Raw genomic sequence first — 23,719 nt, forward strand, 5'->3', positions numbered from 1 at the left:
AAAGGCGCCCGTCATTCCTGCCCCCGAGCAGGAATCTACTCAAAGCGCCTACCGCCCTCAAGTGTGGCACTCAATCCCAATCTCAATGACAATTAAAAAAGTTACGAATGTACTTTTCACCAGAGAGATTCTCCTTATCCGACGATAAGGAAATCAACTCCAACACAATATCAATCAGCTCTTCCTTTGAATAACCAATACTTGGGAATTGGTAAGAGCCAAAATGAGAGAAGAAAGTATTATCAAACCCAATAATTACTGGACGGTCATCTTGGTTACCAAAGCTGTCCACCGCTGCCATCGCCATGGCATCAGAGGTACAAATCACACCGTTGTTTGGTTGAACAATGTCGTTTGAATTGCCGATGAGATACTGCTTCGCCTCATTGTACTTGTAGTTGCAATAGGCGATGTTTTTCAGGGAGATATCGTGGCGTTCGAGGTTGTCTTGGTAGAGAGCAAGTCGACGTTCTTCAACGGCAGAGCTTTGTCGTCCGGCAAGTAAATGAACTTCTTTAACGCCGGATTGAACTGCATAATTCACCGCATCCTGAATGGCCTGTTCTTCGTCGAGTAACACCGACCATGTATTGTCCCAGTTTTGCCCGTTAAGGTTAATCACTCGCGGAGTAAGAAACAGCTTTGGCATGTCTTTAGGTTCAATGAGATCCGAGAAAATGATCGCAGCGTCTACGCGATGAACGAACGCGTTGTCGGTAATTGATGCAATATCCTGCTCGGTTTTGATGCGAATGAAGATCGGCAGCTTGCCTATTGATTGCAGTCCTCGTAGTAAATGATCAAACAGCTCAAGGTCGCTCAAATCACTAATGTGGTTGACCACAATGGCGACGAGTCCAGTGGTATTACTATTCAAACTTTGCGCGAAGGGATTCATGACGTAACCGAGCTCTTCGGCGGCTTGCAACACGCGCTGCTTTTTTACTTCAGATATGGGTTTTTTCTCTTTCGAAAAAGCCCGAGAAGCAACCGCTTTTGATACGCCTGCTCGGTCTGCTACATCCTGCAATGTAGGTAGCGTTTTAGTACTCATTCACAAATAACCTCACGATTTTCTTCACTTTATCATAGTCTGTTACCGAGACCCAATCATCGCAACTTTCTGTTCCCATGGAGATTTGTGAGGACTGTTGAATCATATTACTAGGGCGCTGACCTTTACCAGAAAGGTGCAGCTCGGTGATGCCTGTGTCAGCCAGTGAAAGCGCATTGCTGTCGTTTACTCCAGAGCCCGCCATAATGGATAGGCGACCCTGAGCGGTGTCGACTAACTGTTTAATCATCGCTTTACCTTCTGGCGCAGTCGGCTGGAGACCTGAAGTTAAAATTCTTTCAATCGGGTAATGGCAGAGGAGCTCTAAACTCTCTATCGGGTTGGCAACTAAATCAAATGCGCGATGAAAAGTGATTCCGATACCTTGAGCGGCGTTTGTCCATCGACGCAGGGCATCTTCGTTGATGGTAGCGTCGGGATTCAGTGCACCAATAACGACGCCATCAACGCCAAGCAACTTGTAGCTGAGTATTTCCTGCTCCATAAAGTGGATTTCTTCTTCACTGAAGACAAAGTCACCATCACGAGGGCGAATCATCACGTAAATAGGAATGGAGGAAACCGCGACAGCCTGAGTTATTAACCCTAATGAAGGCGTTAGGCCGCCCAGTGACAGAGCGCTACACAATTCGATTCGGTCGGCGCCTGCCTCGATGGCAGTGTGCAGTGATTCAATATTATCGATACAGACTTCAATTTTCATACAGCTCGCTCATTGAAACTTATGGAAAGATAGAGAGGAAAAAAAGGCCCGGGGGAAAGGGCCTTTGAGTTATCGGTTTACCAAGTACCCGCTAGTTTAGGTGGGTTAGCATCCGCACCCCACCATTTGTGGTAAGACGCTTCATAAGCACCAGAGTTAATGTAGTCAGAGACAAACATATCCATCCAGCGTAAGTACTCGGCGTCGCCTTTTCTAACTCCAATAGCGATAGGGTCATTAGAGTGTAAGCCTGGCAGAGTCACAAGATTTGGGTTGTTGGTGGCTAGGTAATCAATCAGAGAGCTGTCTTCGATACCCGCATCTACACGGCCTTGACGAAGCAACAATACACCGTCTGGTGCGAAGTTATCGGTATAAACTAATTCAGCTTCTGGCACTTCACGTTTCAAAAAGGCTTCGCCTGTTGAACCGCGTCCTACAACAACGCGTTTGCCTGCAAGATCCTGCAGTGAATTAATATCTTGGTCTTTTTGATGAACAATACGAAGACCAGCACGTGCATAAGGAATGGAGAAATTCACCGATTTAGCACGTTCTAAGGTCGCTGACATGTTACCAATGACCGCATCTAGTTGGTCAGAAAACAGCATTGAAACACGAGCGTCACCATGTACATCAGTGAAGCGTGCCTCAACGCCAAGCTTTTCTGCTAGGCGTTTCGCTAGATCAACGTCATAACCTGCTGGGTTATTCTTTTGATCACGGAATCCGATAGGTTCGCCACCAAGTGATACACCGATTTTGATGTAGCCGCGCTCTCGAATGTCTTCGAGTTTGCCAGCAAACGCTGAGGTGGAGCTGATTGCGAGTGCACTTGCCAATATGGTGGCAACCAATGCCTTAAATTTCATTGTGGTTCTCCATTTCATTTCGTTTATCCATATAGCGTCTTTCCGCTATTCTTTGTTCAGGTTTACTCATTCCAGATTTGTAAACCCAGTATTTGATGTCCTCTTCACATCCAAAATTGATTACTCGATAGTTGTCATCTTTGTCGATCGCATGAATGACAACGCCAGCCAAAAAGCCTGTTCTAAGCGAATTTAGTTCTTCAATGGCCATATCCACCGCTTGATCGAGCGAAAAGCCAAGACGCATCGCCATTACGATGGAGTAGGAGGTATTGGCTCTGATGGTCATTTCGCCAGTATGAGTACAGGCCGCCGCGCCATATCGGCTATCGGCATAAAAGCCAGCGCCGACAATAGGTGAATCGCCAAGGCGTCCTGGGTATTTCCATGCCCACCCCGAGGTGCTAGTGGCTGCATAAATACTGTCTGTACTGTCTTTGGTGAGAAAGACGGTGGTATCACGGACTTTCTCTGGGTCAGTGATCATTGAGTTGAGGTGTGCAAGCGGACGAGTCGACATATCGGGGTTGTCTTCGCCAGTAATTTCTTGAAGCTTCTTAAACCACACCTCTTTAGAGTCTTCTAGTAGAGGGTTAGGGCACTCAAAACCCATCTCATAGGCAAAGCGTGTCGCCCCTTCACCTACGAGGATCTCGTGGTTCAACTCTTCCATCACTTTTTTGGCAATGCGCGTGACGTGAAAATGATCTTTGACGGCCCCAACGGCACCGGTTCGAAGCGTGTTGCCGTCCATTACCGCACCGTCAAATTCCATATCACCCAATAGGTTAGGCCAGCCACCGTAACCAACACTGCGAATTCTTGGTTCTGCTTCGACTTTTTCAATACCACAAATGATCGCATCGAGACCATTGTCGCCGTTATTAAGCATATTTACCGTGTCGTCGATTCCCGGCCAGGCTTCTGAATTTGATAATACAATCATTACTTGCTATCCATTTTCTCTAAAAATCGTCTAATTCTTTCGTCTTGCTTACCGCCTTCGTCGGAGAAGAAAGCATCTTTGTCCATGTCAGCTCTTACTACCCCTTCGTCGAGGAAAACAATGCGATTGGAGATCTTTTTCGCGAAGGCAATTTCGTGAGTGACAAAGATTAATGTTGTGCCTGATTTGGCAAGGTCAGCGAGCACGTCAAGCACCTCTGAGGTCATCTCTGGATCAAGTGCACTGGTTACTTCGTCTAGTAGCAAACACTCCGGCTTCATCGCTAGAGCGCGACAAATACCGATACGCTGTTTTTGTCCGCCAGAGAGTTGAGCTGGGAAGCTGGTCTCTTTGTCCGCTAAATCAACAAGCTGCAACAGTTCTCGCGCGGTGCTTTCAGCTTGCTCTTTGCTTTGCCCTAGCACTTCAATAGGTGCGAGGGTGATGTTGTCTAAAATGCTCAAATGCGGGTAAAGATTAAAGTGTTGGAACACCGTCGACACTGACGTTCGGATCTTTTGTAGCTCCGCTTTGTTGGAGACCGAGAGGTCGCGGAAGGTGATGTCACCGTCATTAATCGCTTCTAGTCCGTTGATACAGCGCAGTAGGGTAGATTTTCCAGAGCCACTTGCACCTAAGATAGAGACCACATCGCCTTGCTCAATATTTAGGCTGACCCCTTTTAATATGTCGTTGCTTCCAAACGACTTCTTTACGTTGTTAATTGAAATCATGGGGTTCACCTTATGCTAAAGACCAAGTTTGATGTTTTCGTAAGTAGAGCTCGAGCTTTCTGCCCAGCTTGGAGATGGCCATCGACATGGCGAAGTAGGTCAGCCCGATGACAGGCCAAACAATAAATGGCTGCCACGTACGTTGGTTCAAAATGGCACCGACTTTGGTAATGTCCATAACCCCGATAACGGAGACCAGTGACGTTACCTGAAGTTGGTTCACCGCAAGACCGACGAGTGGCGCAATGGCAACTAGCAGTGCTTGAGGCGTGATGATTTTCTTCAAAATTACCATCTCGGAGATTCCAAACGAGCGTGCAGCTTCAATCTGACCTTTATCAACCGCTGCCATTGCGGTAACAATAATGACGGAGACAAATGCAGCCGTATTGCCAGTCAGCGTGATTGTGGCGGCTAGTTCCGCTGACATGTCCATGGAGAGGAAAATCGGCAGGCCGAAGTAGATCAGGAACAGCTGAACCAGAACTGGAGAGTTTTTAAGAAACTCGCTCACAAAAACAGAAAGCTGGCTCAATAGAGGGAATCGATAGTGACGAAAGAGCGCGAGCCCTAATCCTAATAGACCGCCAAACAAGCTTGAAACCAAGAACACCTTTAACGACACGCTGATGCCACTAAGCAGAACAATAAGGTCATAGGGGACAAATTCATTACTAGACATTGCTATGCTCCCGCTTCAGAAAATCGATTTAGTCGCTTGTGCGCTAAAGTGATAAGAATGGATAAGATGTACGTCAGCACGCAGTAGAACAGTAATAAGAAGAAGTAGACTTCAAATGGTCTAAATGTTTCCGCCGCAATGATTTTTGCGGTTCCTGTGAGTTCGTTAAGTGTTACTGTCGATAAAATAGAGGTGGTCAAAATTAGGTTCACGAAGATCGAACCTAACGGTTTGATCGAGTTGCGCAACGCGATAGGAAGAATGATTTTTCTATAGATAGTTAAGCGTTTTAAGCCGAAAGATTGAGCTGCTTCGATCACGTCTCGATCAACCTGCTGAACTGCTGCGCGCAGCACGTCAGCACAATAAGCACCAACTGCAATAGAAAGCGCCAACACTCCCGTGGTGTAGGGATCAATGAAAATGCGTAATTCAGGTAGGCCATAAAAAATAAAGAACACCTGAACAATAAAGGGAATGTTCCTAAACACGTTTATGTAGGTATAGCCCGTTTTAGACAGCACTTTCGACTGACTAATACACGCAAACATCACCAGCAAACCAATACAAAAACTACCAATAATAGAAGCGACGCTAATACTAGCGGTTATCGCAAATCCTTCTATAAACGAGTCTAAGTATCGATACATTATCGAGATATCAAACACGGAAGCTCCTTCTAATTGAAACTAGTTTCAATTTACGTGCTGATTCTTTTTTACGCAATGCCATTTAGTTAAAATTGAAACCGGTATCACATTGTTAATAACAACATGCTTAATTAGAGGTTTGGTGGTCTAGAAGGCATTAATGAGGGTGTTTTTCATACTAGAAATTGCTTCAAGTGCACGTCATTCCTGTTATCGAGCAGGTTCCAAATACCTCGTGTCCCAAGCTATTAGATGGAAATTTCAGTCATGGCTTTCGATAACGGGAATCATTCCATTTGAATGTAAGTATAAGAGAACGTATCGGTCAATAAAGTGAAGTTAATTAGGCTGTTAGCTTATGGAACGTTGAATAATTATGTTTTGTGTTGAAACATTATTCGTCATTTTGGGCCCTAGAATTTAAGGTCATAGCTACGTTTGAGCTCGATGTCATTGAGGGGCGTTAAGATGCGTGGTTCTCGTGTTCCGATTCGACAAACAACCCCTAGAGATTATCGGCTTACGTCACCACAATTCTTTGAATAAAAGAGGCTTATTGGGCCTTTAGAGTTTGTTTAATGTCTAACACACTGGTTAAAATTTTCGCAGCATTAAGCGCTTTTGTCCCCTTGTTGGCAATATCAAAACCACCTACGATTTTGATGGGCGATTTCAATATTGCTTACCCCCCAGTCAGTGAACTGGACGGCGATAATCTAAATGCGATATCTCCACTTCAAGGTTCCTATTTCTTTGTGTATCTACCACGACCTCCGTCAACGGGAGGCCATGGTCGGTCTCTTACTGGTGAAGGCGCAACCATACATTCAGCATTCTTTAACGCGTTTGAAACAGCTATAGAGGTGAGTAGTATCCAAATAGGATTAGACCACTCTGTAGTCGCAAAAACCGAAAGTGGTTGGACGTATTCTGGGGCGTGGAGTAAACATACTTGTACCGCCGAAACTAGCTCTGTTACTAGTTGCGCACCTGATTATATACCTTCCCCTTATTTATCCAAGCGAGAGCCTTTGCTTAATCGGGACTTAGGTAAACCGGAAGGTGAACTCTGTGTAGGCAATCCTATCAACTTGTCGACGGGCAATAAATATCAAGAAGAAATGGATTACGTTAGTGGAGGCTATGAGCCTTTGGGTTTTACTCGGTATTATAATAGTCAGCGAACCGCAGACCTTAAAATCGATATAGGGTTGGGGCAAGGTTGGAGCCACAACTACGCGAGCTATATTTCTATAGATAACAAGAAATATGGTCGAAATGTTGTACTTCTTGTTCGTCCAGATGGTAAAGAACTCGCTTTTTATCAAACTGCACAAGGTTGGTTACCAACTTGGGTGAGTGAAGACCGTTTGTACCAAGATTCAGGTTGGAAATACCGAAAAGCCAACGGTGTTGTTGAACAGTTCGATGAACAGGGACGACTGACCAACATAGACTACCCGTCGGGAAATCGAGTTAGTATAAGTTATGAGTTCGACCGTGTGGCTTCTGTGTCAGATAGCTACGGAAGAATTTTAAGGTTTACGTACTCATGGGGACGGCTTTGGAAGGTAACAGCACCAGGTGAGCAGGTATATACCTACCTTTTCGAAGATCAACTATTAAGCCACGTCATCAAACCCGATACTACACGATACCGTTACCACTACGAACAAAACTCCAATCGGAGATTGTTAACAGGTGTAACGGATGAACGAGGTCATCGATACGCAACGTGGTCCTATGATGAGCAGGGACGTGCGATTTCAAGTGAGCATCATAATGGTTATGATAGAACAAGCATAGCGTATAACTCAGAGGAGTCTGCCACGATAACTAACGCGTTGGGTCATCAACGACATTACGTTTACCGTTATCAAAATGGGAAATTGAAGCTAAGTAGTATTCGTGGTGCAGCATGCACAGGGTTTTCTGGCGGAACCAAGACTTTTGACTATGATACTATTGGTCAATTGAAGTCCATTATCAATGAAGAAGGCCAATCATTCTCTTACCAATATGACCAAAGAGGGCTTGAAATTTCGAGGACAAGCTCGGCTGGTGATACGATCACAACACAATGGCATTCAGAGTTCCCAAAACCAACCAAAATTACATCGTCATACTTGGTCCAAGAATTTACCTATGACGACCACCAGCGGCTGTTAACGCTTAAATTGATTGACCGAACCAACTCAGATGTCAGGCAGTGGGCATTTGAATATTATCCAGACTCTCTGGGGGTTCCTGGACAACTGAAATCAGTGGATGGTCCACGGGTGGATGTTGATGATGTAACGCGCTTTGAATACGACGCTCAAGCCAACCTAAGCCGTGTTATCAACTCTCTTGGGCACATAGTGTCATTTGACAATTACGATGCTCATGGAAGGGCTCAGAGCGTCACAGATGCCAATGGAGTAAGCTACTCGCTTAACTACAACACGTTAGGTCAATTGATTGCTTCTACTGGTCCAGATGGAACTACATTGTACTCTTACGATGAATCAGGACTCTTGGTATCTATCTCCTTACCAACCAATAGCACTTTCACTTATGAGTACGATGCTGCTCAGCAGCTGATGGCCGTGATTGATGCAAATGGAAATCGACAAAGTATCAATCGAGATTCACTAGGAAATATTGAGCAAGTTGAGCTGAAAGATAACAGTGGTATTGCTCACTGGAAGCAACTGCATAGTTACACTTTGAATGGTTGGCTTTCATCAACAACAACTGGAACGGGCAATGTGTATACCTATTCCTATGACAAGACAGCCAACCTGACGGGCAAAGTTGATCCTTCAGGAAATGCTTATGCCTACCGCTATGACGGTTTTAGCAACCTGCTCCAATCCATTGACCCTGTTAACCGCGCCACTGCAATGCAGTATAACGATAATGCGTTAGTAACGAGAGTCACTGATCCTAGAGGGCGGAGAACTTACTATTCATACAACGGATATGGCGATGTTCTCTCAGTACAAAGCCCAGACACAGGCACGGCTCATTACACTTATGACAATGTTGGAAACCTGATCGGTAAAACAGATGCCAACGGTCAGGTTTTCACTTATCACTACGACGCGCTTAATCGCCTTTCTTCAATTACTGTGGATGGTCAACCTAATGCTAGTGTGACATTCCGCTACGATGAACCAGAAGCGGTGTATGGGGTAGGGCAGCTTACTTCCATTACAGACGCTTCTGGCGTATCAAAATATAGTTACACAGCCAGTGGTGAGCTAGCCAGCCAAGAACTAATTGTGAATGGCCGCACCTTGTTAACCAATTACACCTATGATGGTGCAGGGCAGTTGGCGAGTATCGAGTACCCGAGTGGCCGCAAAGCGGTATATCAGCGCAATATAGCTGGAGAGGTCATTGGCGTTACATTGAAGAATGGTGTTAACAGCAGAACATTAGTCTCTGACTTGGTACGGAAACCTTTTGGGCCTGTAACTGATCTGACTCATGGAAATGGGCTTTGGGAAGAGCGCCAGTACGACATGAACTATCAATTGGAGTCTGTACAGGTTGCTGGTGCAATGCACCGCAGTTATCTCTATACGGCCAATAGCAATGTCGATTCAATTACAGACTTAATGGATAGTGGCTATAGCCAAATTTTCAATTACGACAAGCTGAGCCGCTTGATTGATGCTACTGGTGGTTACGGGACCCGAGAGTACACCTACAACTACAACGGCAACCGGACGGCTATCTACCGCGACGGCGTGAAAGATTCGTATAGCATTGTGTTCAACAGCAATCGCCTAACCAAAACAAGTATTGGCTCGATCACCTACAGCTATGATGCAAACGGAAACACGATTGACCGAGGAACGGATGTCTTTGTCTATGATGCTTTCAATAGATTGACTGAGGCTACGGTCAATGGCGAAACATCAACCTACCACTATAACAGCGCTCATCAACGAGTGAGGAAGTCAGCTGGTGGCGTGGATGTGCTTTATGTTTATGGTCTCGATAGCGAGTTACTGGCCGAGGTGGATGCCGGAACCGGGCAAACCCAGCGAGAATATGTCTGGCTTGACGGCCAGCTGGTGGCTTACTTGGTAGATGGCACCGTTTACCACGTTCATAATGATCACCTGGGCACACCGCAGGCACTGACGGACGAACTGGGCGAAGTCGTATGGAAAGCCCAGTACACGCCATTTGGCCGAGCCAGTGTCACGACAGAGCAAGTCACTTTCAATCTTCGCTTCCCCGGCCAGTATTTTGATGCTGAGACTGGGCTGCACTACAACTGGCATCGGTACTATGACCCAGCACTAGGCCGTTACTTGCAATCAGATCGCCTTGGCTTGTTTGATGGAGTGGATACCTACGGGTATGTGCGTGGGAGTCCGCTCGCGTGGAGTGATCCAACAGGCGAATACGGTATCCCCGGGGCTATTTATGGTGCTTTATCTGGAGCTGTTGGGGGATACATCTCTGGCGGTAGGACGGGCTTCATTGTTGGAGGGATAGCTGGGGCTGTAGTTGGGTTTGTCGCTCCCAAGGCATCAACATGGGTTGGTACATCGGTTGGCGCGATAACGGCGAGCTATTTAGGGCAATATGCAGGTCTTGTAGTTTCAAATAAGGATGCTGTTGCAATAGAAAATTACGACCATTGTGCAGCTATTGGCGCTGGTGTAGGTGGAGCCGTCGCAGGACCAGTAAGTAAAGTGATTGGACGGTACATTCCTCCTTTCAGATATAACATAATCGGCAGACAAATAGATAAACCGGGGCTGAGTAGGGTTCCCGGAAATGCCACATCATCATTGGCGGAAGGTATTGTGGTTGGTACTGGTGAATTTGCGGGACAGAGGATTAGATAATGAATATCTGGGTTGAGACAATAATTTACTTTTTTGTTGCAATGCTCCTGATGGGTTGCGTGTTAGATGTCTACGGAAAAGTGTTGAGAATGTCTGGTAGGCAAACGGACCTAGTAAAACTAAGCATTTCATTGATTGCATTTGTTACCTGCTCAATATGTGTAGTAGCGGTTTTCTCGGTTGGTTTTAAGATAAACCCCAGTTGGAAAGAGCTGTTTGACGAGAATGAACTCTACATGACGTTTTATTTAATATGTTATGCGCTTTCATTTATTCCAGGGTTGATGGTGTTTAAGAACAGACATGTTGTGGAGTTGAAGAAACTAGGTGTGTTTTAGCTGCACCCCACTGCCACCAGCGGGTTAAGCCTGCTGGTGGCGTGGATGTGCTCTATGTTTATGGCCTTGATGGCGAGTTATTGGCCGAGGTGGAGGTCGGAACCGAGCAAACCCAGTTACTCTCCGTTCGGCAAAGCGACTGTTACGACAGAACAAATCAAGTTCAACTTGCGTTTTCCCGGTCAGTATTACGACGCAGAGACTGGGCTTCACTACAACTGGCATCGCTACTATGACCCGAATACAGGGATGTATATCACCAGTGACCCAATAGGGCTGGCTGGTGGGATTAACACCTATGCCTATGCATTGAATAATCCTGCTATTTACACCGACCCTACTGGTTTATGGGTTCCGCAAATTATTGGGGCAATGGTTAACATAGGCTTTGAAGGATACAGACAATATCAAACTGGTTCGTTTGATGCGGGGCGACTTCTTGTGGCTGGTGCTACGGGGTCACTTGGAGGCTTTGGAAGCACTCTCGTTCGCTCTTTGGGGGTGGGAGCGTTAGCTGGTGCAACTCAGAGTACCTTAAATCAAATGATGGATTTAGGATGTGGTTTTAGAGGAGATAGTTTATCAAGGCTAGAATATGAAAAGATTGTAAGTTCAGCCGTTTATGGCGCTGGCGGTGGTTTTTTTGGTTATTACGGGGCGGCTATAGGGGCAAGAATATACCGACCTCACGAGATTATCGGAAAACCACTACGCAAACAGCTTGAATTTAATTATGAGAGCCACGGCTCTGCAATTGGTGTAGCTCTGGGGACTGTTTATGGAAATCAATAGTTGGTTCGATTTTATTATATACACAATTTATTTTTTTGGGGTGGTGGTGATTATCCTACCTGTAGGGGCTATTTTTCTTTGGTTAACATTGAAGAACCTAATAAAAATGAGACTACCTAAATATGAAAGAAAGCATTACAAGTATTTCTTGGCAAGAAACGTACTTGAAGTATGTATTGCTGGGGGGGGGCCGCTATTTTTTCTGTTTGGTATTTGTTTTTTGCTAAAGGCGGAAATTTATTTCTCTATCCAATGGAAGTAATGACATTTTTTTTAGGCAGTTGATGGTGTGGTTCAGGCTCTGGCATTGTTCCATCGGCAGTTTGATATTGGTAAGTGTTGGTGTCGGATTTCTCTTTAGCTGACAGGCTCACCAGCGGTTAAGCCTGCTGGTGGCTTACCTATTCGATGGCACCATTTACCACGTCCATAACGATCATTTGGGTACGCCGCAAGCATTGACCGATGAAAGCGGAGCCACGGTATGGAAAGCCAGTTACTCTCCGTTCGGAAAAGCGACTGTCACGACAGAACAAATCAAATTCAACTTACGTTTCCCCGGCCAGTATTACGATGCAGAGACAGGGCTTCACTACAACTGGCATCGTTACTATGACCCGTCCCTGGGGCGTTACCTGCAATCAGATCCTTTAGGACTTCATGCTGGCGTGGATACCTATGGGTATGTAAATGGCAATCCATTGAGCTTGAGTGATCCAACTGGGCTTTGTCCGTGGTGTTTGGGTGGGGCAGCAATAGCAGCTGCTATAGATGTATTCGTTCAATACAACGAAAACGGTGGGTTTAATAATTTTAACTATTTATCTCTAGTTACTAGCGCTGGAACTGGATTTATGGGGGGAGGGTTAGGAACAGTAACTACTTCTATATCCACACGACTTGGATGGTTAGCAGTATCCAATATGGCTGGTAATGCAGCTATTGGTGCAGGGGCGGCATATATTCGCAATGAAATTGGTGGCGAGTGCAACCGATTGGATATAGCTGCATTGAATGGTGGTGTAGCTGGGTTAGCAGGTGTTGCAAGCGCTAAAGGGGTAAGTGATGTATTGAGGGGCATCGGAAAGAAACGTTATGACGCCTTGCCATTGGAAATTAAAACATTTTTTGATTCAAATGCTTTTCACGGCATTCCACGTCCAGAAATAATGAGAGGAACAACGTCAGCTGTTGACGCTATTGGTAACACGGTAAGTAACATGCCGTACATAGATGCAAGTAGGCAATGTGGTTGCCAATAAACTGGGAGATATATGAAATTTAGTTCGTTAAAGGCTTACTTGATATACCTTATCGTCTTACCTGTAATTGGTGGCGGGTTAGGATACCTATTTTCAATGTTTGTGGGATTAACGAAAGGAGGGGTGAGTGATTCAGTCACGACTGTATCAGTAATATCTTGGGGGGGCGTGTTTTTGTACGCTGGTGCCAGGGGAGCATTTAACTTATATAAACTGAACAAAAAAGTTAAAGCCTACAAAGATGCTAATGGGTAAGCACTGCCACCAGCGGGTTAAGTCAGCTGGTGGCTTACCTGGTGGATGGCACCGTTTACCACGTCCATAACGATCATTTGGGTACGCCACAAGCATTGACCGATGAGACCGGAGCCACGGTATGGAAAGCCAGTTACTCTCCGTTCGGCAAAGTGACTGTCACGACAGAACAAATCAAGTTCAACTTACGTTTCCCTGGGCAGTATTTTGACGCAGAGACAGGGCTTCACTACAACTGGCATCGCTACTATGACCCGAATACAGGGATGTATATCACCAGTGACCCAATAGGGCTGGCTGGTGGGATTAACACCTATGCCTATGCATTGAATAATCCTGCTATTTACACCGACCCTACTGGTTTATGGGTTCCGCAAATTATTGGGGCAATGGTTAACATAGGCTTTGAAGGATAGAGACAATATCAAACTGGTTCGTTTGATGCGGGGCGACTTCTTGTGGCTGGTGCTACGGGGTCACTTGGAGGCTTTGGGAGTTCCCCTCTTCGCGCCATCCTATTTGGTGCTACAGCAGGAGCTACTCAGAACACATACAACCAGATTATCGACCGCTCGGAAACGTCATGTAATGACTCTGAAATTAACATAGCTAAATTAGATATCGATCAAATAGTTCGCAGTGCTTTGTTTGGAGGAGGTGGAGGCTTACTTGGTTACGGAGGCGGAGCTATTGGGAGAAACGTATTGAGAACCCCAAACATTATCGGTGAGCCGCTTGGGTCAGAAGTGGTTTTTAACTATGGCAATCATGGTGCGGCAATTGGTGCTGCTGGAGGCACAGCTTTTGGAAATCAATAATTGGGTAGATTTTTACCTATATACAGCCTACTTCATAGGGGTAATTGTGGTTCTTATTCCGTTGGGAATAAATTTTACTTATGTGGGTATCGCAGGTGTGATAAAGCATAAAAAAATCAAGTATGACAAAGGGACAGACATTTATCGTCTTGGCAAGAATGTTTTTGAGATTGTAGGTGTGGGAGTTTTTGCAATCGCGTTCTCTATTTGGTTCTTGTTCTTCGACAAGGGTGGGCACCTATTCCATTACCCAGCGGAAGTGATGAAGTTCTTCGCTGGAACATAAGGCGGGTGACGCTGGTGGTGTGGATGTGCTTTATGTTTACGGCCTCGATGGCGAGTTATTGGCCGAGGTGGATGCCGGAACCGGGCAAACCCAGCGAGAATATGTCTGGCTTGACGGCCAGCTGGTGGCTTACCTGGTGGATGGCACCGTTTACCACATCCATAACGATCATTTGGGTACGCCGCAAGCATTGACCGATGAGACCGGAGCCACGGTATGGAAAGCCAGTTACTCTCCGTTCGGCAAAGCGACTGTCACGACAGAACAAATCAAGTTCAACTTACGTTTCCCCGGCCAATATTACGACGCAGAGACTGGGCTTCACTATAACTGGCATCGCTACTATGACCCAGCACTTGGCCGTTACTTACAATCAGACCGCCTTGGCTTGTTCGATGGAGTGGATACCTATGGGTATGTGCATGGAAATCCTTTGGTATGGAGTGATCCCACCGGGCAGTTTGGTGTAGTAGGTGCCGTCTTGGGAGTCTCTTTAGATCTAGCCTTTCAATTAGTACTGAATGATGGGAACTGGTCTGGTGTCAGCTGGAGCCAAGTCGTTGCGGCAGGTGCCTTTGGAGCAATCGATGGGGGATTTGCGAGTGGTGCATTCAAGTTGACAAAAGGCTCCATGAAATGGAGTAACGCTGGTAGGCGTTACAGAAGACTACACAATGTCCCTGGGAAGAAAAGTGGTAATCCACATGAGGTTCACCATTGGGCAATCGAAAGGAACAGTAAGATCGGTAAAAGAGTTCCGGACAGTAATAATAATCACCCTTGGAACCTGAAATCAATACCAGAGTCAGTCCACAAGCGTATTCATGGCAATCATCCTGTTTTACCTAAGTACGATCCGGTAAGTGCATGGTGGCATGGTACGCCAGAATGGGCCAAGGCTGCACAGGTTTCAGCGGGAGCGAGATTAACAAAAGGACTATCAGATGATTGTAAATGCGGTAATTAAGTTTCCTGTAATGCAGATAACCCCAAAATTCATTATGGGGTCAATTCTTAATGAAGGACAGTTGTTGACGGTTGGCAAGCAGAACCTTAGAAAAGGATGTTTTAACGATTGCTACATTGTCGATTCTGATGGCAATAAATTTAAAGTGATCAGTGCTCATATCTCGAAAAGAGAACGGGTATTTAGGTTGTTAAATATATTTCCGTTGTACAGGATTGTTAAGGTTGACATTGAGCTAAGCGATGCAAAAAAAACAGATCTTGATGATTTTAAGAATGAGGTGGTGGCGAAAATCAAAAAAAACAAATGGATGAAATCATCATGTGAGTCAGAAAGTGAAGTCTTTCAGCATTTATATGAGGCGAAATCGTTTGAGGAGCTTATTTGTAGAGTTGGGATATACAATTGATAATGAATGTCGGATTTCTCTTTAGCTGACTGGCCCACCAGCGGGTTAAGCCTGCTGGTGGCGTGGATGTGCTTTATGTTTACGGTCTCGATGGCGAGTTATTGGCCGAGGTGGATGCCGGAACCGGGCAAACCCAGCGAGAATATGTCTGGCTTGACGACCAGCTAGTGGCTTATCTGGTGGATGGCACCGTTTACCACATCCATAACGATAATTTGGGTACGCCGCAAGCATTGACCGATGAGACCGGAGCCACGGTATGGAAAGCCAGTTACTCTCCGTTCGGCAAAGCGACTGTCACGACAGAACAAATCAAGTTCAACTTGCGTTTCCCCGGCCAGTATTACGACGCTGAAACTGGGCTTCACTACAACTGGCATCGCAACTATGACCCAGCACTTGGCCGTTACTTACAATCAGACCGCCTTGGCTTGTTCGATGGGGTGGATACCTATGGATATGTGCATGGAAATCCACTAATAAGGATCGATCCTACAGGTGAGTTTGCATGGGGGGTAGTTTTTGCTGGAGCGGATCTGGCGTGGCAGCTTTATCAAAATGGTGGCAACTTTAAATGTGTTAATTGGGTTGACGTAGGTTTGTCTGCCTTGGGCGGAGGGTTGTTTAGTAAAGCATTTAGAAAATTACCAGGAAAAGAGTGGTCTCACTGGATTCCAGATAGATACATCAGGAAATTTAGTGTAAGTGGCAAAACTATAAACAAGCATTATAAGCCAAATGTTGATAAATATTTAGGCAGTTTCGTTAAGTCAAGATTTAACGGGAATTTTGTTTCAAAGGAAACGCACGCTTTGACAGATTCTTACCGCTACAAATTTATGAGTAGAACATGAAAAGCATCTAACCCTATGATGAACCCACTTTTCCAACAAGCACTTAGAACTCCTGGGTGGATTCCTGGTGGTGGAGTAATGGGGGGCGCATCTATGATGGTGTAACTTCTGACAACAGTAATTGTGGATGTGGAGACTAAAATGCAAATCAGACACCTTTTCAACTGGATTTTCCCAAAATATACAGAGTTTGAGGAAAGCTTTTTTAGAGAGATGAAACGAGTATTAGGCAAGAGGAATGGAGACATTCTCCAGTCACAAATAAGAGAGATAAATTATGTTCAAAGGCATCGAGGTGATGAGGAAATATGTTTTTATAAAATCTCCGGATTGAGTGTTGATATGAGCAGAAAAAATAAATTCGAGTCTCGGGGAGAAGAGAGATTGTGCCGATTCAAAGGTTTTGCTGACGGAGTGACATTTGAAGTCGATGTATGGGTGGTTGATGGAAATTTATTCTCACTTGAGTTTGATAGAGAGATGAGGAAATCACGCAAAAGTGCAGTTTTGTGGCTAGAAAAGGTTGCAGAGTAGGTGTGTTTTGCTGATGGATATGTCGGGTGATGCAGATACTGACTGGGCTTCACTACAACTGGCATCGCTACTGTGACCCAGCACTTGGCCGTTACTTACAATCAGACCGCTTTGGCCTGTTCGATGGGGTGGATACCTATGGGTATGTGCATGGAAAGTTGGAGGTGTGAATATGCCAATAGGTAACGGAGAGTAAATATGACATACAAAACAGAGATTTCTATATATCTGATTCTGATCCCTTTAGTGGGAGTTATGACGGGACTCATATCCTACGGTGCGTATAGATTGATCGGGTATCCTGAATCTTTATGATGATTGCTGTTTGGGGAGGGGTATGCCTAGCTTTAGGAGTTTGCAGCACGATTCGTTGCTTAAAGCAAAAAAAGGAATTGAACGACACATGAGAGAGACGAAAGGAAATAACCAAGAAAAGTGATGGTCTCAGCTAATCTTTCACGAATTCCAAAGTTAAATAGTTACCTGGAGGATGGCACCGTTTACCACGTCCATAACGATCATTTGGGTACGCAGCAAGCATTGACCGATGAAACCAGCGCTACGTTATGGAAAGCTAGTTACTCCCCGTTCGGTAAATATTGGGGACTTTAAGACGAACAAAAACCGAGCACTAACCCTCACCCGCCTTACGAAACTCCTTCGGCGAACACCCGCTCCATTTCCTAAATGCGTGCCGAAAATTGGCACTGTCAGAAAAACCAATTCGCTCTGAAATCTCTTCCATGGTGATTTGTGTAGTAAGCAGGTAGTGGCGGGCCAGTCGATAGCGCACATTATCAAGTACCTGTTGATAGCTGGTCCCTTCTGCTTTCAAATGACGGCGCAGCGTACGTGATGACATGCCCAACTCGGAAGACAAGACTTCAATGGATGGATAGTTGCCCAGACGTTCGATAAATATCTGACTGATTTTTTCTTGCAAACTGGTACCGCCTTCGGCTTTTTCCAGCATTTCATCACAAGACTTCAAACACATTTTCAGCGTCATTGCATTAGCGGCGGGTAGAGGCTCGTAGAGTACCGTAGCGTCAAACTGCCATTCCAAACAATCACTATCGAACTCAATGGGGCAATGAAAAACTTGCTCGTATAAGTGACCATATTCTGGCTCAGGGAAGGGGAATTTAATCAGTGTTGAAGGGAACGGCTGCTGCATCACCTCTTCACACAAATTTTGAATGGCAGTGAACCAGTACTCGGAGCAAAACGGCAGCAGTTCGTCCAAATCGATAAGTTGCTCGGCGCGAAAATAACCGACATTACCTTCGACCCACATCTTCTTTTTAAGCACAGGGCCGGCCAGACGAAGGTATTTAAACCCCATCATAAGAGCATCGAGCATGGTGTTGCTGCTGAACACCGCATAGCCCAATACTCCAAAATCACTGAACCTTGCTTGCTTACCCACTTGGAGCCCTAAACCCGCTTCATTTGTCTGAGTGAGTGCGTTGCTGAAGATAGCCATCTTTTGAGCAAAAGTGAGCTGTGTATCTGGTTGATAGAGTTGGGAAGAGGTGACGGTCGTACCCTCAAATAATGATTCGGTGGCAAAGCGACTGTCGAGATAACGCGCCATAAGCTGAAGATCTAAAATCCCGCAAGCTTGAGTATCTGGCTCATAAACTGCCGTGTATTGCATCCAACTTCTCCAAAAAGGTTAATAGGCGACTTTCAATAAGTTAGCGTGATTGTGGGCTCTCAATGTCTGAACAATGTCCGAATTTCACCGCTTTTTGTCTCAATGTAACCTGTGCTCAATGTTATCAGAATGTTGTAATGAGGCAAATTTCAATGCGAGATTAATAAATGAGCGAAATGATTGATTGGGTGAAAGATGTAAGTTCTGAATGCGAAAGTGTCGAAGTGAGCGAGCTTAATACTTGGTTTTCTGAGCTTCAAACCGCATACCAACAAGAGACCAACCCTTCACTTGCTGTGCGAAAACAGCGATTGCAGGCTCTCAAAACACAGCTAACGCGATATCAATCGGTATTAGCAGAGGCAATGAGTGATGACTTTGGCGGACGCAGCCATACCGAGTCATTAATGGCTGACGTGTTAGCACCTATTCTCGATATCAACCATGTTAATCGCCACTTGAAAAGCTGGATGAAATCGAAAAGTCGCCCAACGGAATGGTTGTTTAAAGGCAATAAGTTACAGGTTCGCTATCAACCAAAAGGTGTGGTGGGGATTATCTGTCCTTGGAACTTTCCGCTTTATCTTTCTATTGGCCCGATGATTACCGCGTTGGCAGCAGGTAATCGCTGCATGATTAAGATGCCGCCTAACTGTCCGGCAACCACAAAGGCTCTGCGAAAAATGTTGGCCGAGATATACGCGCCAGATCTCGTCAGAATTGTTGATGGTACGCATCCAGAAGCGATGGAAATCTCTCACTTGCCGTTTGACCATCTGGTCTTTACCGGGTCACCAAATAGCGGCAAAACCATAATGGCCAATGCGGCGGCTAACCTAACGCCCGTGACGTTAGAGTTGGGCGGAAAGTCTCCGGTGGTGGTTTTTGATGACTACGATATTGAGAAAGCAGCAAGCCGTATTGCTCATGGCAAAGGCTTTAACTCAGGACAGATTTGTATCGCTCCGGATTATGCGTTTGTTCCAGAAGGCAAGGTCGATGCATTTGTAGAAGCGCTAAAACAAGCTCACATCAAGATGTACGGGGAGATTAAAGACAACGCAGACTACACGTCATTAGTGGACGATGCACAATACCAAAGATTTATTGCTCTGTTGGAAGACGCAAGACTCAAAGGGGCAAATATTACTCAGTGCTTATCGCTGGGAGAAGGCCGAAAAATGCCGCTTTTTGTCGCCACCAACCTCAATCCTAGTATGCGTATTTGCCAAGAAGAAATCTTTGGGCCGTTATTGCCAGTTCATAGTTATCGGTCAATTGATGATGTGGTGCAATACATTATTGAGCGCCCCAGACCGTTAGCTTGTTACCTATTTAGCCATAACACGCAGCAACGAGAAGCGCTGCTAAATCAAACTCATAGTGGCGGTGTCACCATAAACGATTGGGGCTGGCATGTACTTAACCATTCGGTGCCATTTGGTGGTGTGGGTAACTCTGGTATTGGTAACTACCACGGCGAAGAAGGTTTTCGTGAGTTGAGCCATGCACGCACAGTGTTGCAAATGAGAGAGTGGTTTCCTATCCAGATCTTTTCTCCGCCTTACGGCAATCTTGTTCAGAAGTTGGTGCTGCGCGTATTTGTTGGTAAGCCAGACCCAGACCTCAAAACCCATTCCTCAAAATAACACTAATAACCTAATCCACTAACAACGGACCATTTTAAGAATCTTCGGCGCGCCAGTATTTACTGGCGTGGTACACCTACAAGGAGACCTAGGATGCATAACCTTGCTGTTAATCTTGAGCGCAGTGCTGCGCTCTTCCCGGACAAAACTGCTCTCAGAATGGGCGCAGAGGAGATCAGCTATCAACAACTGGAGAGTGCGGCTAGCACTGTTGCTCACAACCTCAAGCAACTTGGTTTGGAACAAGGGGACAAAGTGGCGCTTTCGTGTCCGAATGTTACCTACTTCCCCATCGCTTATTACGGAATTTTAAAGGCAGGCTGCGTGGTCGTGCCGCTCAACACGCTGTTTAAGAACCGGGAGATCGCCTACCATCTGCAAGACTCTGATGCTAAAGCGTATTTCTGTTTTGAAAATCAAGACATGGATCCAAGTGAGCAATACGGACGTTTGGGCTTTTCTCAAGTGGACAGCTGTGAACACTTCATACCCATGATGACAGTTGATGAGAGTGAACACTCATTAGAGCAGTGGTTGCAACAACCGCCGCAAGTGTTTGAATCTGCAGCAATGCAAGGGGACGATACTGCAGTCATTCTTTATACGTCGGGTACGACAGGACAACCGAAAGGCGCAGAGCTTTCTCACTCAAATATGCTGGCAAACGCAATGTCCTCTCAGTATTTAATGCGACTAGAGTACAGCGATACCACGATGGCGACCCTACCTTTATTTCACAGTTTTGGTCAAACCGTCATGATGAACGCCAGTGTGCTTACGGGCTCGTCGATTGTGCTCATTCCTCGCTTTGACCCTAAGTTGGTTATTCAACAAATCATCGACCACAAAGTCAGTGTCTTTGCAGGGGTACCCACCATGTATATCGCTCTGTTGACGGTGGGCGAGCAATTACCAGAGCAATCTGAACAGGTTAAACATAGTTTGAGACTGGGCGTTTCTGGTGGGGCGTCCATGCCAGTAGAGGTGATTCGTCAGTTCGAATCGCGCTTTGAGTTACCTGTCTTGGAAGGCTATGGCTTATCGGAAACGGCGCCCGTTGCTACTTTCAATCATATCGACGGTGACCGCTTACCAGGTAGTGTAGGTCAGCCGTTATGCGGTCATATGATTAAGATATCTGATGTTCAAGGTAATGCGCTGCCTGTTGGCGAGTTGGGTGAAGTGTGCATTAAGAGCCCGAGTGTTATGAAAGGCTATTACGGCAGAGCCGAAGCCAGTGCAGAAGCGTTACGTGATGGTTGGTTCTGGAGTGGTGATATTGGACGACTTGATGAGCACGGCAACTTATTCATTGTCGATAGAGTGAAAGATATGATCATTCGCGGTGGCTATAACGTCTATCCACGTGAGATTGAAGAAGTACTGATGTGTCATCCGGATGTAGAAATGGTGGCTGTTGTCGGTGAGCATGATGAGCGACTTGGTGAGGAAATTCATGCTCACGTTGTGTTGCATGAAAACTGCACCAGTGATAGCGAAACCTTGGTAGCGTGGTGCCGTAGTCAACTTGCTGATTACAAATATCCACGCCGTGTATTTATTCGAGCATCACTGCCAATGACGGCAACAGGAAAGATCTTGAAACGCGAACTGCATCCATTGGATGTGATGGAGGTAGTCGATGGACAGCTATGATTTCATTATTGTCGGTGGTGGTTCAGCAGGTTGCGTGCTTGCTTCAAGGCTATCGGAAGATCCTACTGTGAATGTTTGTTTGCTCGAAGCCGGAGGTAAAGATACCAGTCCGTTTATTCACACGCCCGTTGGCTGTGTTGTGATGATGCCAACCAAAATCAACAACTGGGGGTTTGAAACCGTTCCTCAGCCGGGACTCAATGGTCGTAAGGGTTATCAACCCAGAGGGAAGACCTTGGGTGGTTCGAGCTCAATCAATGCCATGATGTACGCACGTGGTCACCGTTATGACTATGATCTTTGGGCATCATTGGGGAATGAAGGCTGGAGCTACGATGAGTGTCTACCGTATTTCAAAAAAGCAGAAAATAATGAAGTTCATCACGATGAATTTCATGGTCAAGGTGGGCCGCTGAACGTCGCCGACTTGCGATCACCTAGCCCAATGGTGGAAAGATACCTATCAGCGTGCGAGTCAATTGGCGTGCCGACCAACCATGACGTGAACGGTGCTGAACAGTTCGGTGCTATGCAAACGCAGGTGACACAATTAAACGGTGAGAGGTGCAGTGCGGCAAAAGCTTACTTAACGCCAAACCTTAATCGTCCGAACTTAACCGTGCTCACCAAAGCCACCACGCATAAGGTGTTGTTCGATGGAAAGCGAGCGATTGGTGTAGAGTATGGAATGAAAGGGCAGCGTTTCCAAATTTACTGCAATAAAGAAGTCATTCTAAGCGCTGGTGCGTTTGGTACTCCGCAAGTGCTGTTGCTATCAGGAGTCGGTCCTAAGCAAGAGCTAGACAAACATGGTATCGACCAAGTGCATGACTTGGCGGGAGTAGGTAAGAACCTGCAAGACCATATCGACTTGGTGCACTCATACCGAACTACGGCCAAACTTGACACCTTTGGTGTATCACTAAAAATGGCGTCGGAGGCCAGTAAAGCAGTGCCTCAATGGTTCAAACAGCGTCAAGGCAAGCTGAGTAGTAATTTCGCCGAAGGTATCGGGTTTTTGTACTCCGATATCGACGTCGATGTGCCTGACTTAGAGTTTGTCTTCGTCGTAGCGGTGGTGGACGATCATGCTCGAAAAATCCACATGAGCCATGGATTCAGTTCTCACGTAACGCTACTTAGACCGAAAAGTACCGGCACGGTAACCCTAAACAGCGCCGATCCTTACGACGTTCCAAGCATTGACCCTGCTTTCTTCCAAGAACCTGATGACATGAGAGTGATGATCAAAGGTTGGAAAAAACAGTATCAGATGCTGCAAAGCGAGGCGTTTGATGACGTTCGCGGAGCGAGTTTCTATCCTGTTGACCCGGACGATGACGCCGCGATTGAGCAAGATATCCGCAATCGCGCCGATACTCAGTATCACCCGATTGGTACCTGTAAGATGGGGACTTCGGATGATCCTAAAGCGGTGGTAGATAGTGAACTGTCCGTATATGGGATGGATAATCTGCGGGTGGTCGACGCATCTGTGATGCCGACGTTGGTGGGTGGCAATACCAATGCACCCACCATCATGATCGCCGAAAAAATAGCTGACGTGATCAAAGCAAAATACTCGATTTGTCATCCTGCTGATGCTTCAAAAGTCAGCTAACCAGTGAGCGTAGACCAAGCCGTCATGGCTTGGTCTGTGTATCAAAACGCGCTTTCCTTTGACCTCCTTCGTTGTTGTTCTCTCACTAAAGTCAAATGAGTCC

At 45.9% G+C, this 23,719-nt stretch carries 24 protein-coding genes; 16 read left to right on the forward strand and 8 right to left on the reverse strand.

Going from position 1 to position 23,719, the window contains the following annotated elements; all coding sequences use genetic code 11:
• Positions 1 to 82 precede the first annotated feature (82 nt).
• The 7 genes from HOP38_RS05540 to HOP38_RS05570 all read right to left on the reverse strand — a co-directional run bounded on the left by HOP38_RS05540 (position 83) and on the right by HOP38_RS05570 (position 5,680).
• Positions 83 to 1,054 carry a LacI family DNA-binding transcriptional regulator gene (locus HOP38_RS05540; protein ID WP_006071543.1) on the reverse strand — a complete coding sequence of 324 codons (972 nt, stop codon included), beginning with the start codon at positions 1,052 to 1,054 and terminating at the stop codon, positions 83 to 85.
• Positions 1,044 to 1,778: a copper homeostasis protein CutC gene (locus HOP38_RS05545; protein ID WP_063605575.1), complete on the reverse strand. Its 735-nt coding sequence runs from the start codon at positions 1,776 to 1,778 to the stop codon at positions 1,044 to 1,046. Before HOP38_RS05545 ends, HOP38_RS05540 begins: the two co-directional genes overlap by 11 nt.
• 77 nt (positions 1,779 to 1,855) lie before the next feature.
• Positions 1,856 to 2,650 (reverse strand): transporter substrate-binding domain-containing protein, encoded by a 795-nt coding sequence (locus tag HOP38_RS05550; protein WP_006071545.1) that lies wholly within the window; start codon positions 2,648 to 2,650, stop codon positions 1,856 to 1,858.
• Entirely contained in the window at positions 2,640 to 3,596 is a 957-nt protein-coding gene (locus HOP38_RS05555; protein WP_124940932.1) for a glycosylasparaginase, read from the reverse strand. The genes HOP38_RS05550 and HOP38_RS05555 overlap by 11 nt, the downstream gene beginning before the upstream one ends.
• Positions 3,596 to 4,330, reverse strand: coding sequence for an amino acid ABC transporter ATP-binding protein (locus HOP38_RS05560; protein WP_006071547.1), 735 nt, complete (start codon positions 4,328 to 4,330; stop codon positions 3,596 to 3,598). The genes HOP38_RS05555 and HOP38_RS05560 overlap by 1 nt, the downstream gene beginning before the upstream one ends.
• A gap of 10 nt (positions 4,331 to 4,340) precedes the next feature.
• Positions 4,341 to 5,012 carry an amino acid ABC transporter permease gene (locus HOP38_RS05565; RefSeq protein WP_038228041.1) on the reverse strand — a complete coding sequence of 224 codons (672 nt, stop codon included), beginning with the start codon at positions 5,010 to 5,012 and terminating at the stop codon, positions 4,341 to 4,343.
• A gap of 2 nt (positions 5,013 to 5,014) precedes the next feature.
• Positions 5,015 to 5,680, reverse strand: coding sequence for an amino acid ABC transporter permease (locus tag HOP38_RS05570; protein ID WP_110165287.1), 666 nt, complete (start codon positions 5,678 to 5,680; stop codon positions 5,015 to 5,017).
• A 560-nt stretch (positions 5,681 to 6,240) separates the two neighbouring features.
• On the opposite strand from HOP38_RS05570, the gene HOP38_RS05575 reads away from it, so the two are divergent.
• From HOP38_RS05575 to HOP38_RS05640, 13 genes are all read left to right on the forward strand, one after another.
• On the forward strand, positions 6,241 to 10,515 hold the full coding sequence (locus HOP38_RS05575; protein ID WP_198557622.1) for an RHS repeat-associated core domain-containing protein: 4,275 nt from the start codon (positions 6,241 to 6,243) through the stop codon (positions 10,513 to 10,515).
• Positions 10,516 to 10,604: 89 nt separating this feature from the next.
• Positions 10,605 to 10,853 (forward strand): hypothetical protein, encoded by a 249-nt coding sequence (locus tag HOP38_RS05580; protein ID WP_198557623.1) that lies wholly within the window; start codon positions 10,605 to 10,607, stop codon positions 10,851 to 10,853.
• A 54-nt stretch (positions 10,854 to 10,907) separates the two neighbouring features.
• Positions 10,908 to 11,645, forward strand: coding sequence for an RHS repeat-associated core domain-containing protein (locus HOP38_RS26205; protein WP_423250081.1), 738 nt, complete (start codon positions 10,908 to 10,910; stop codon positions 11,643 to 11,645).
• A 392-nt stretch (positions 11,646 to 12,037) separates the two neighbouring features.
• Positions 12,038 to 12,907 (forward strand): RHS repeat-associated core domain-containing protein, encoded by an 870-nt coding sequence (locus HOP38_RS26140; protein WP_277950880.1) that lies wholly within the window; start codon positions 12,038 to 12,040, stop codon positions 12,905 to 12,907.
• Between the two features lie 284 nt (positions 12,908 to 13,191).
• Positions 13,192 to 13,578: an RHS repeat-associated core domain-containing protein gene (locus HOP38_RS05600; protein WP_277950881.1), complete on the forward strand. Its 387-nt coding sequence runs from the start codon at positions 13,192 to 13,194 to the stop codon at positions 13,576 to 13,578.
• 42 nt (positions 13,579 to 13,620) lie between these two features.
• Complete coding sequence (locus HOP38_RS05605; protein ID WP_198557625.1) at positions 13,621 to 13,980, forward strand: hypothetical protein; 360 nt, start codon at positions 13,621 to 13,623, stop codon at positions 13,978 to 13,980.
• A 97-nt stretch (positions 13,981 to 14,077) separates the two neighbouring features.
• Positions 14,078 to 14,266 (forward strand): hypothetical protein, encoded by a 189-nt coding sequence (locus HOP38_RS26070; protein WP_242456510.1) that lies wholly within the window; start codon positions 14,078 to 14,080, stop codon positions 14,264 to 14,266.
• Between the two features lie 124 nt (positions 14,267 to 14,390).
• Positions 14,391 to 15,233, forward strand: a complete 843-nt coding sequence (locus tag HOP38_RS05615; protein ID WP_242456511.1) for an RHS repeat domain-containing protein — start codon at positions 14,391 to 14,393, stop codon at positions 15,231 to 15,233.
• Positions 15,211 to 15,642 (forward strand): hypothetical protein, encoded by a 432-nt coding sequence (locus HOP38_RS05620; protein WP_198557626.1) that lies wholly within the window; start codon positions 15,211 to 15,213, stop codon positions 15,640 to 15,642. Before HOP38_RS05615 ends, HOP38_RS05620 begins: the two co-directional genes overlap by 23 nt.
• A gap of 68 nt (positions 15,643 to 15,710) precedes the next feature.
• Positions 15,711 to 16,496 carry an RHS repeat-associated core domain-containing protein gene (locus HOP38_RS05625; RefSeq protein WP_198557627.1) on the forward strand — a complete coding sequence of 262 codons (786 nt, stop codon included), beginning with the start codon at positions 15,711 to 15,713 and terminating at the stop codon, positions 16,494 to 16,496.
• Between the two features lie 141 nt (positions 16,497 to 16,637).
• A complete protein-coding gene (locus tag HOP38_RS05630; RefSeq protein WP_198557628.1) occupies positions 16,638 to 17,030 on the forward strand; it encodes a hypothetical protein in 393 nt (130 codons plus the stop codon).
• 29 nt (positions 17,031 to 17,059) lie between these two features.
• Complete coding sequence (locus HOP38_RS05635; protein WP_198558259.1) at positions 17,060 to 17,200, forward strand: RHS repeat-associated core domain-containing protein; 141 nt, start codon at positions 17,060 to 17,062, stop codon at positions 17,198 to 17,200.
• Positions 17,201 to 17,468: 268 nt separating this feature from the next.
• Positions 17,469 to 17,642, forward strand: a complete 174-nt coding sequence (locus HOP38_RS05640) for an RHS domain-containing protein (RefSeq protein ID WP_198557629.1) — start codon at positions 17,469 to 17,471, stop codon at positions 17,640 to 17,642.
• 19 nt (positions 17,643 to 17,661) lie between these two features.
• On the opposite strand, the gene HOP38_RS05645 is transcribed toward HOP38_RS05640, so the two are convergent.
• Positions 17,662 to 18,690 carry an AraC family transcriptional regulator gene (locus HOP38_RS05645; RefSeq protein ID WP_198557630.1) on the reverse strand — a complete coding sequence of 343 codons (1,029 nt, stop codon included), beginning with the start codon at positions 18,688 to 18,690 and terminating at the stop codon, positions 17,662 to 17,664.
• Between the two features lie 167 nt (positions 18,691 to 18,857).
• On the opposite strand from HOP38_RS05645, the gene HOP38_RS05650 reads away from it, so the two are divergent.
• From HOP38_RS05650 to HOP38_RS05660, 3 genes are all read left to right on the forward strand, one after another.
• Positions 18,858 to 20,339 carry a coniferyl aldehyde dehydrogenase gene (locus HOP38_RS05650; RefSeq protein WP_198557631.1) on the forward strand — a complete coding sequence of 494 codons (1,482 nt, stop codon included), beginning with the start codon at positions 18,858 to 18,860 and terminating at the stop codon, positions 20,337 to 20,339.
• Positions 20,340 to 20,432: 93 nt separating this feature from the next.
• Positions 20,433 to 21,995, forward strand: a complete 1,563-nt coding sequence (locus tag HOP38_RS05655; protein ID WP_198557632.1) for a long-chain-fatty-acid--CoA ligase — start codon at positions 20,433 to 20,435, stop codon at positions 21,993 to 21,995.
• Positions 21,982 to 23,616, forward strand: coding sequence for a GMC family oxidoreductase (locus HOP38_RS05660; RefSeq protein ID WP_198557633.1), 1,635 nt, complete (start codon positions 21,982 to 21,984; stop codon positions 23,614 to 23,616). The genes HOP38_RS05655 and HOP38_RS05660 overlap by 14 nt, the downstream gene beginning before the upstream one ends.
• Positions 23,617 to 23,719 lie beyond the last annotated feature (103 nt).

This window comes from Vibrio mediterranei (assembly GCF_013364395.1).
Classification (GTDB): domain Bacteria; phylum Pseudomonadota; class Gammaproteobacteria; order Enterobacterales; family Vibrionaceae; genus Vibrio; species Vibrio mediterranei.

What these genes read in the sequence shown, in the direction of transcription:
- HOP38_RS05540 (WP_006071543.1), bottom strand. Translation starts at nt 1,054, where the DNA reads ATGAGTACTAAAACGCTACCTACATTGCAGGATGTAGCAGACCGAGCA.
- HOP38_RS05545 (WP_063605575.1), bottom strand. Translation starts at nt 1,778, where the DNA reads ATGAAAATTGAAGTCTGTATCGATAATATTGAATCACTGCACACTGCC.
- HOP38_RS05550 (WP_006071545.1), bottom strand. Translation starts at nt 2,650, where the DNA reads ATGAAATTTAAGGCATTGGTTGCCACCATATTGGCAAGTGCACTCGCA.
- HOP38_RS05555 (WP_124940932.1), bottom strand. Translation starts at nt 3,596, where the DNA reads ATGATTGTATTATCAAATTCAGAAGCCTGGCCGGGAATCGACGACACG.
- HOP38_RS05560 (WP_006071547.1), bottom strand. Translation starts at nt 4,330, where the DNA reads ATGATTTCAATTAACAACGTAAAGAAGTCGTTTGGAAGCAACGACATA.
- HOP38_RS05565 (WP_038228041.1), bottom strand. Translation starts at nt 5,012, where the DNA reads ATGTCTAGTAATGAATTTGTCCCCTATGACCTTATTGTTCTGCTTAGT.
- HOP38_RS05575 (WP_198557622.1), top strand. Translation starts at nt 6,241, where the DNA reads ATGTCTAACACACTGGTTAAAATTTTCGCAGCATTAAGCGCTTTTGTC.
- HOP38_RS05580 (WP_198557623.1), top strand. Translation starts at nt 10,605, where the DNA reads ATGTCTGGTAGGCAAACGGACCTAGTAAAACTAAGCATTTCATTGATT.
- HOP38_RS26205 (WP_423250081.1), top strand. Translation starts at nt 10,908, where the DNA reads ATGTTTATGGCCTTGATGGCGAGTTATTGGCCGAGGTGGAGGTCGGAA.
- HOP38_RS05620 (WP_198557626.1), top strand. Translation starts at nt 15,211, where the DNA reads ATGATTGTAAATGCGGTAATTAAGTTTCCTGTAATGCAGATAACCCCA.
- HOP38_RS05630 (WP_198557628.1), top strand. Translation starts at nt 16,638, where the DNA reads ATGCAAATCAGACACCTTTTCAACTGGATTTTCCCAAAATATACAGAG.
- HOP38_RS05635 (WP_198558259.1), top strand. Translation starts at nt 17,060, where the DNA reads ATGCAGATACTGACTGGGCTTCACTACAACTGGCATCGCTACTGTGAC.
- HOP38_RS05640 (WP_198557629.1), top strand. Translation starts at nt 17,469, where the DNA reads ATGGTCTCAGCTAATCTTTCACGAATTCCAAAGTTAAATAGTTACCTG.
- HOP38_RS05645 (WP_198557630.1), bottom strand. Translation starts at nt 18,690, where the DNA reads ATGCAATACACGGCAGTTTATGAGCCAGATACTCAAGCTTGCGGGATT.
- HOP38_RS05650 (WP_198557631.1), top strand. Translation starts at nt 18,858, where the DNA reads ATGAGCGAAATGATTGATTGGGTGAAAGATGTAAGTTCTGAATGCGAA.
- HOP38_RS05655 (WP_198557632.1), top strand. Translation starts at nt 20,433, where the DNA reads ATGCATAACCTTGCTGTTAATCTTGAGCGCAGTGCTGCGCTCTTCCCG.
- HOP38_RS05660 (WP_198557633.1), top strand. Translation starts at nt 21,982, where the DNA reads ATGGACAGCTATGATTTCATTATTGTCGGTGGTGGTTCAGCAGGTTGC.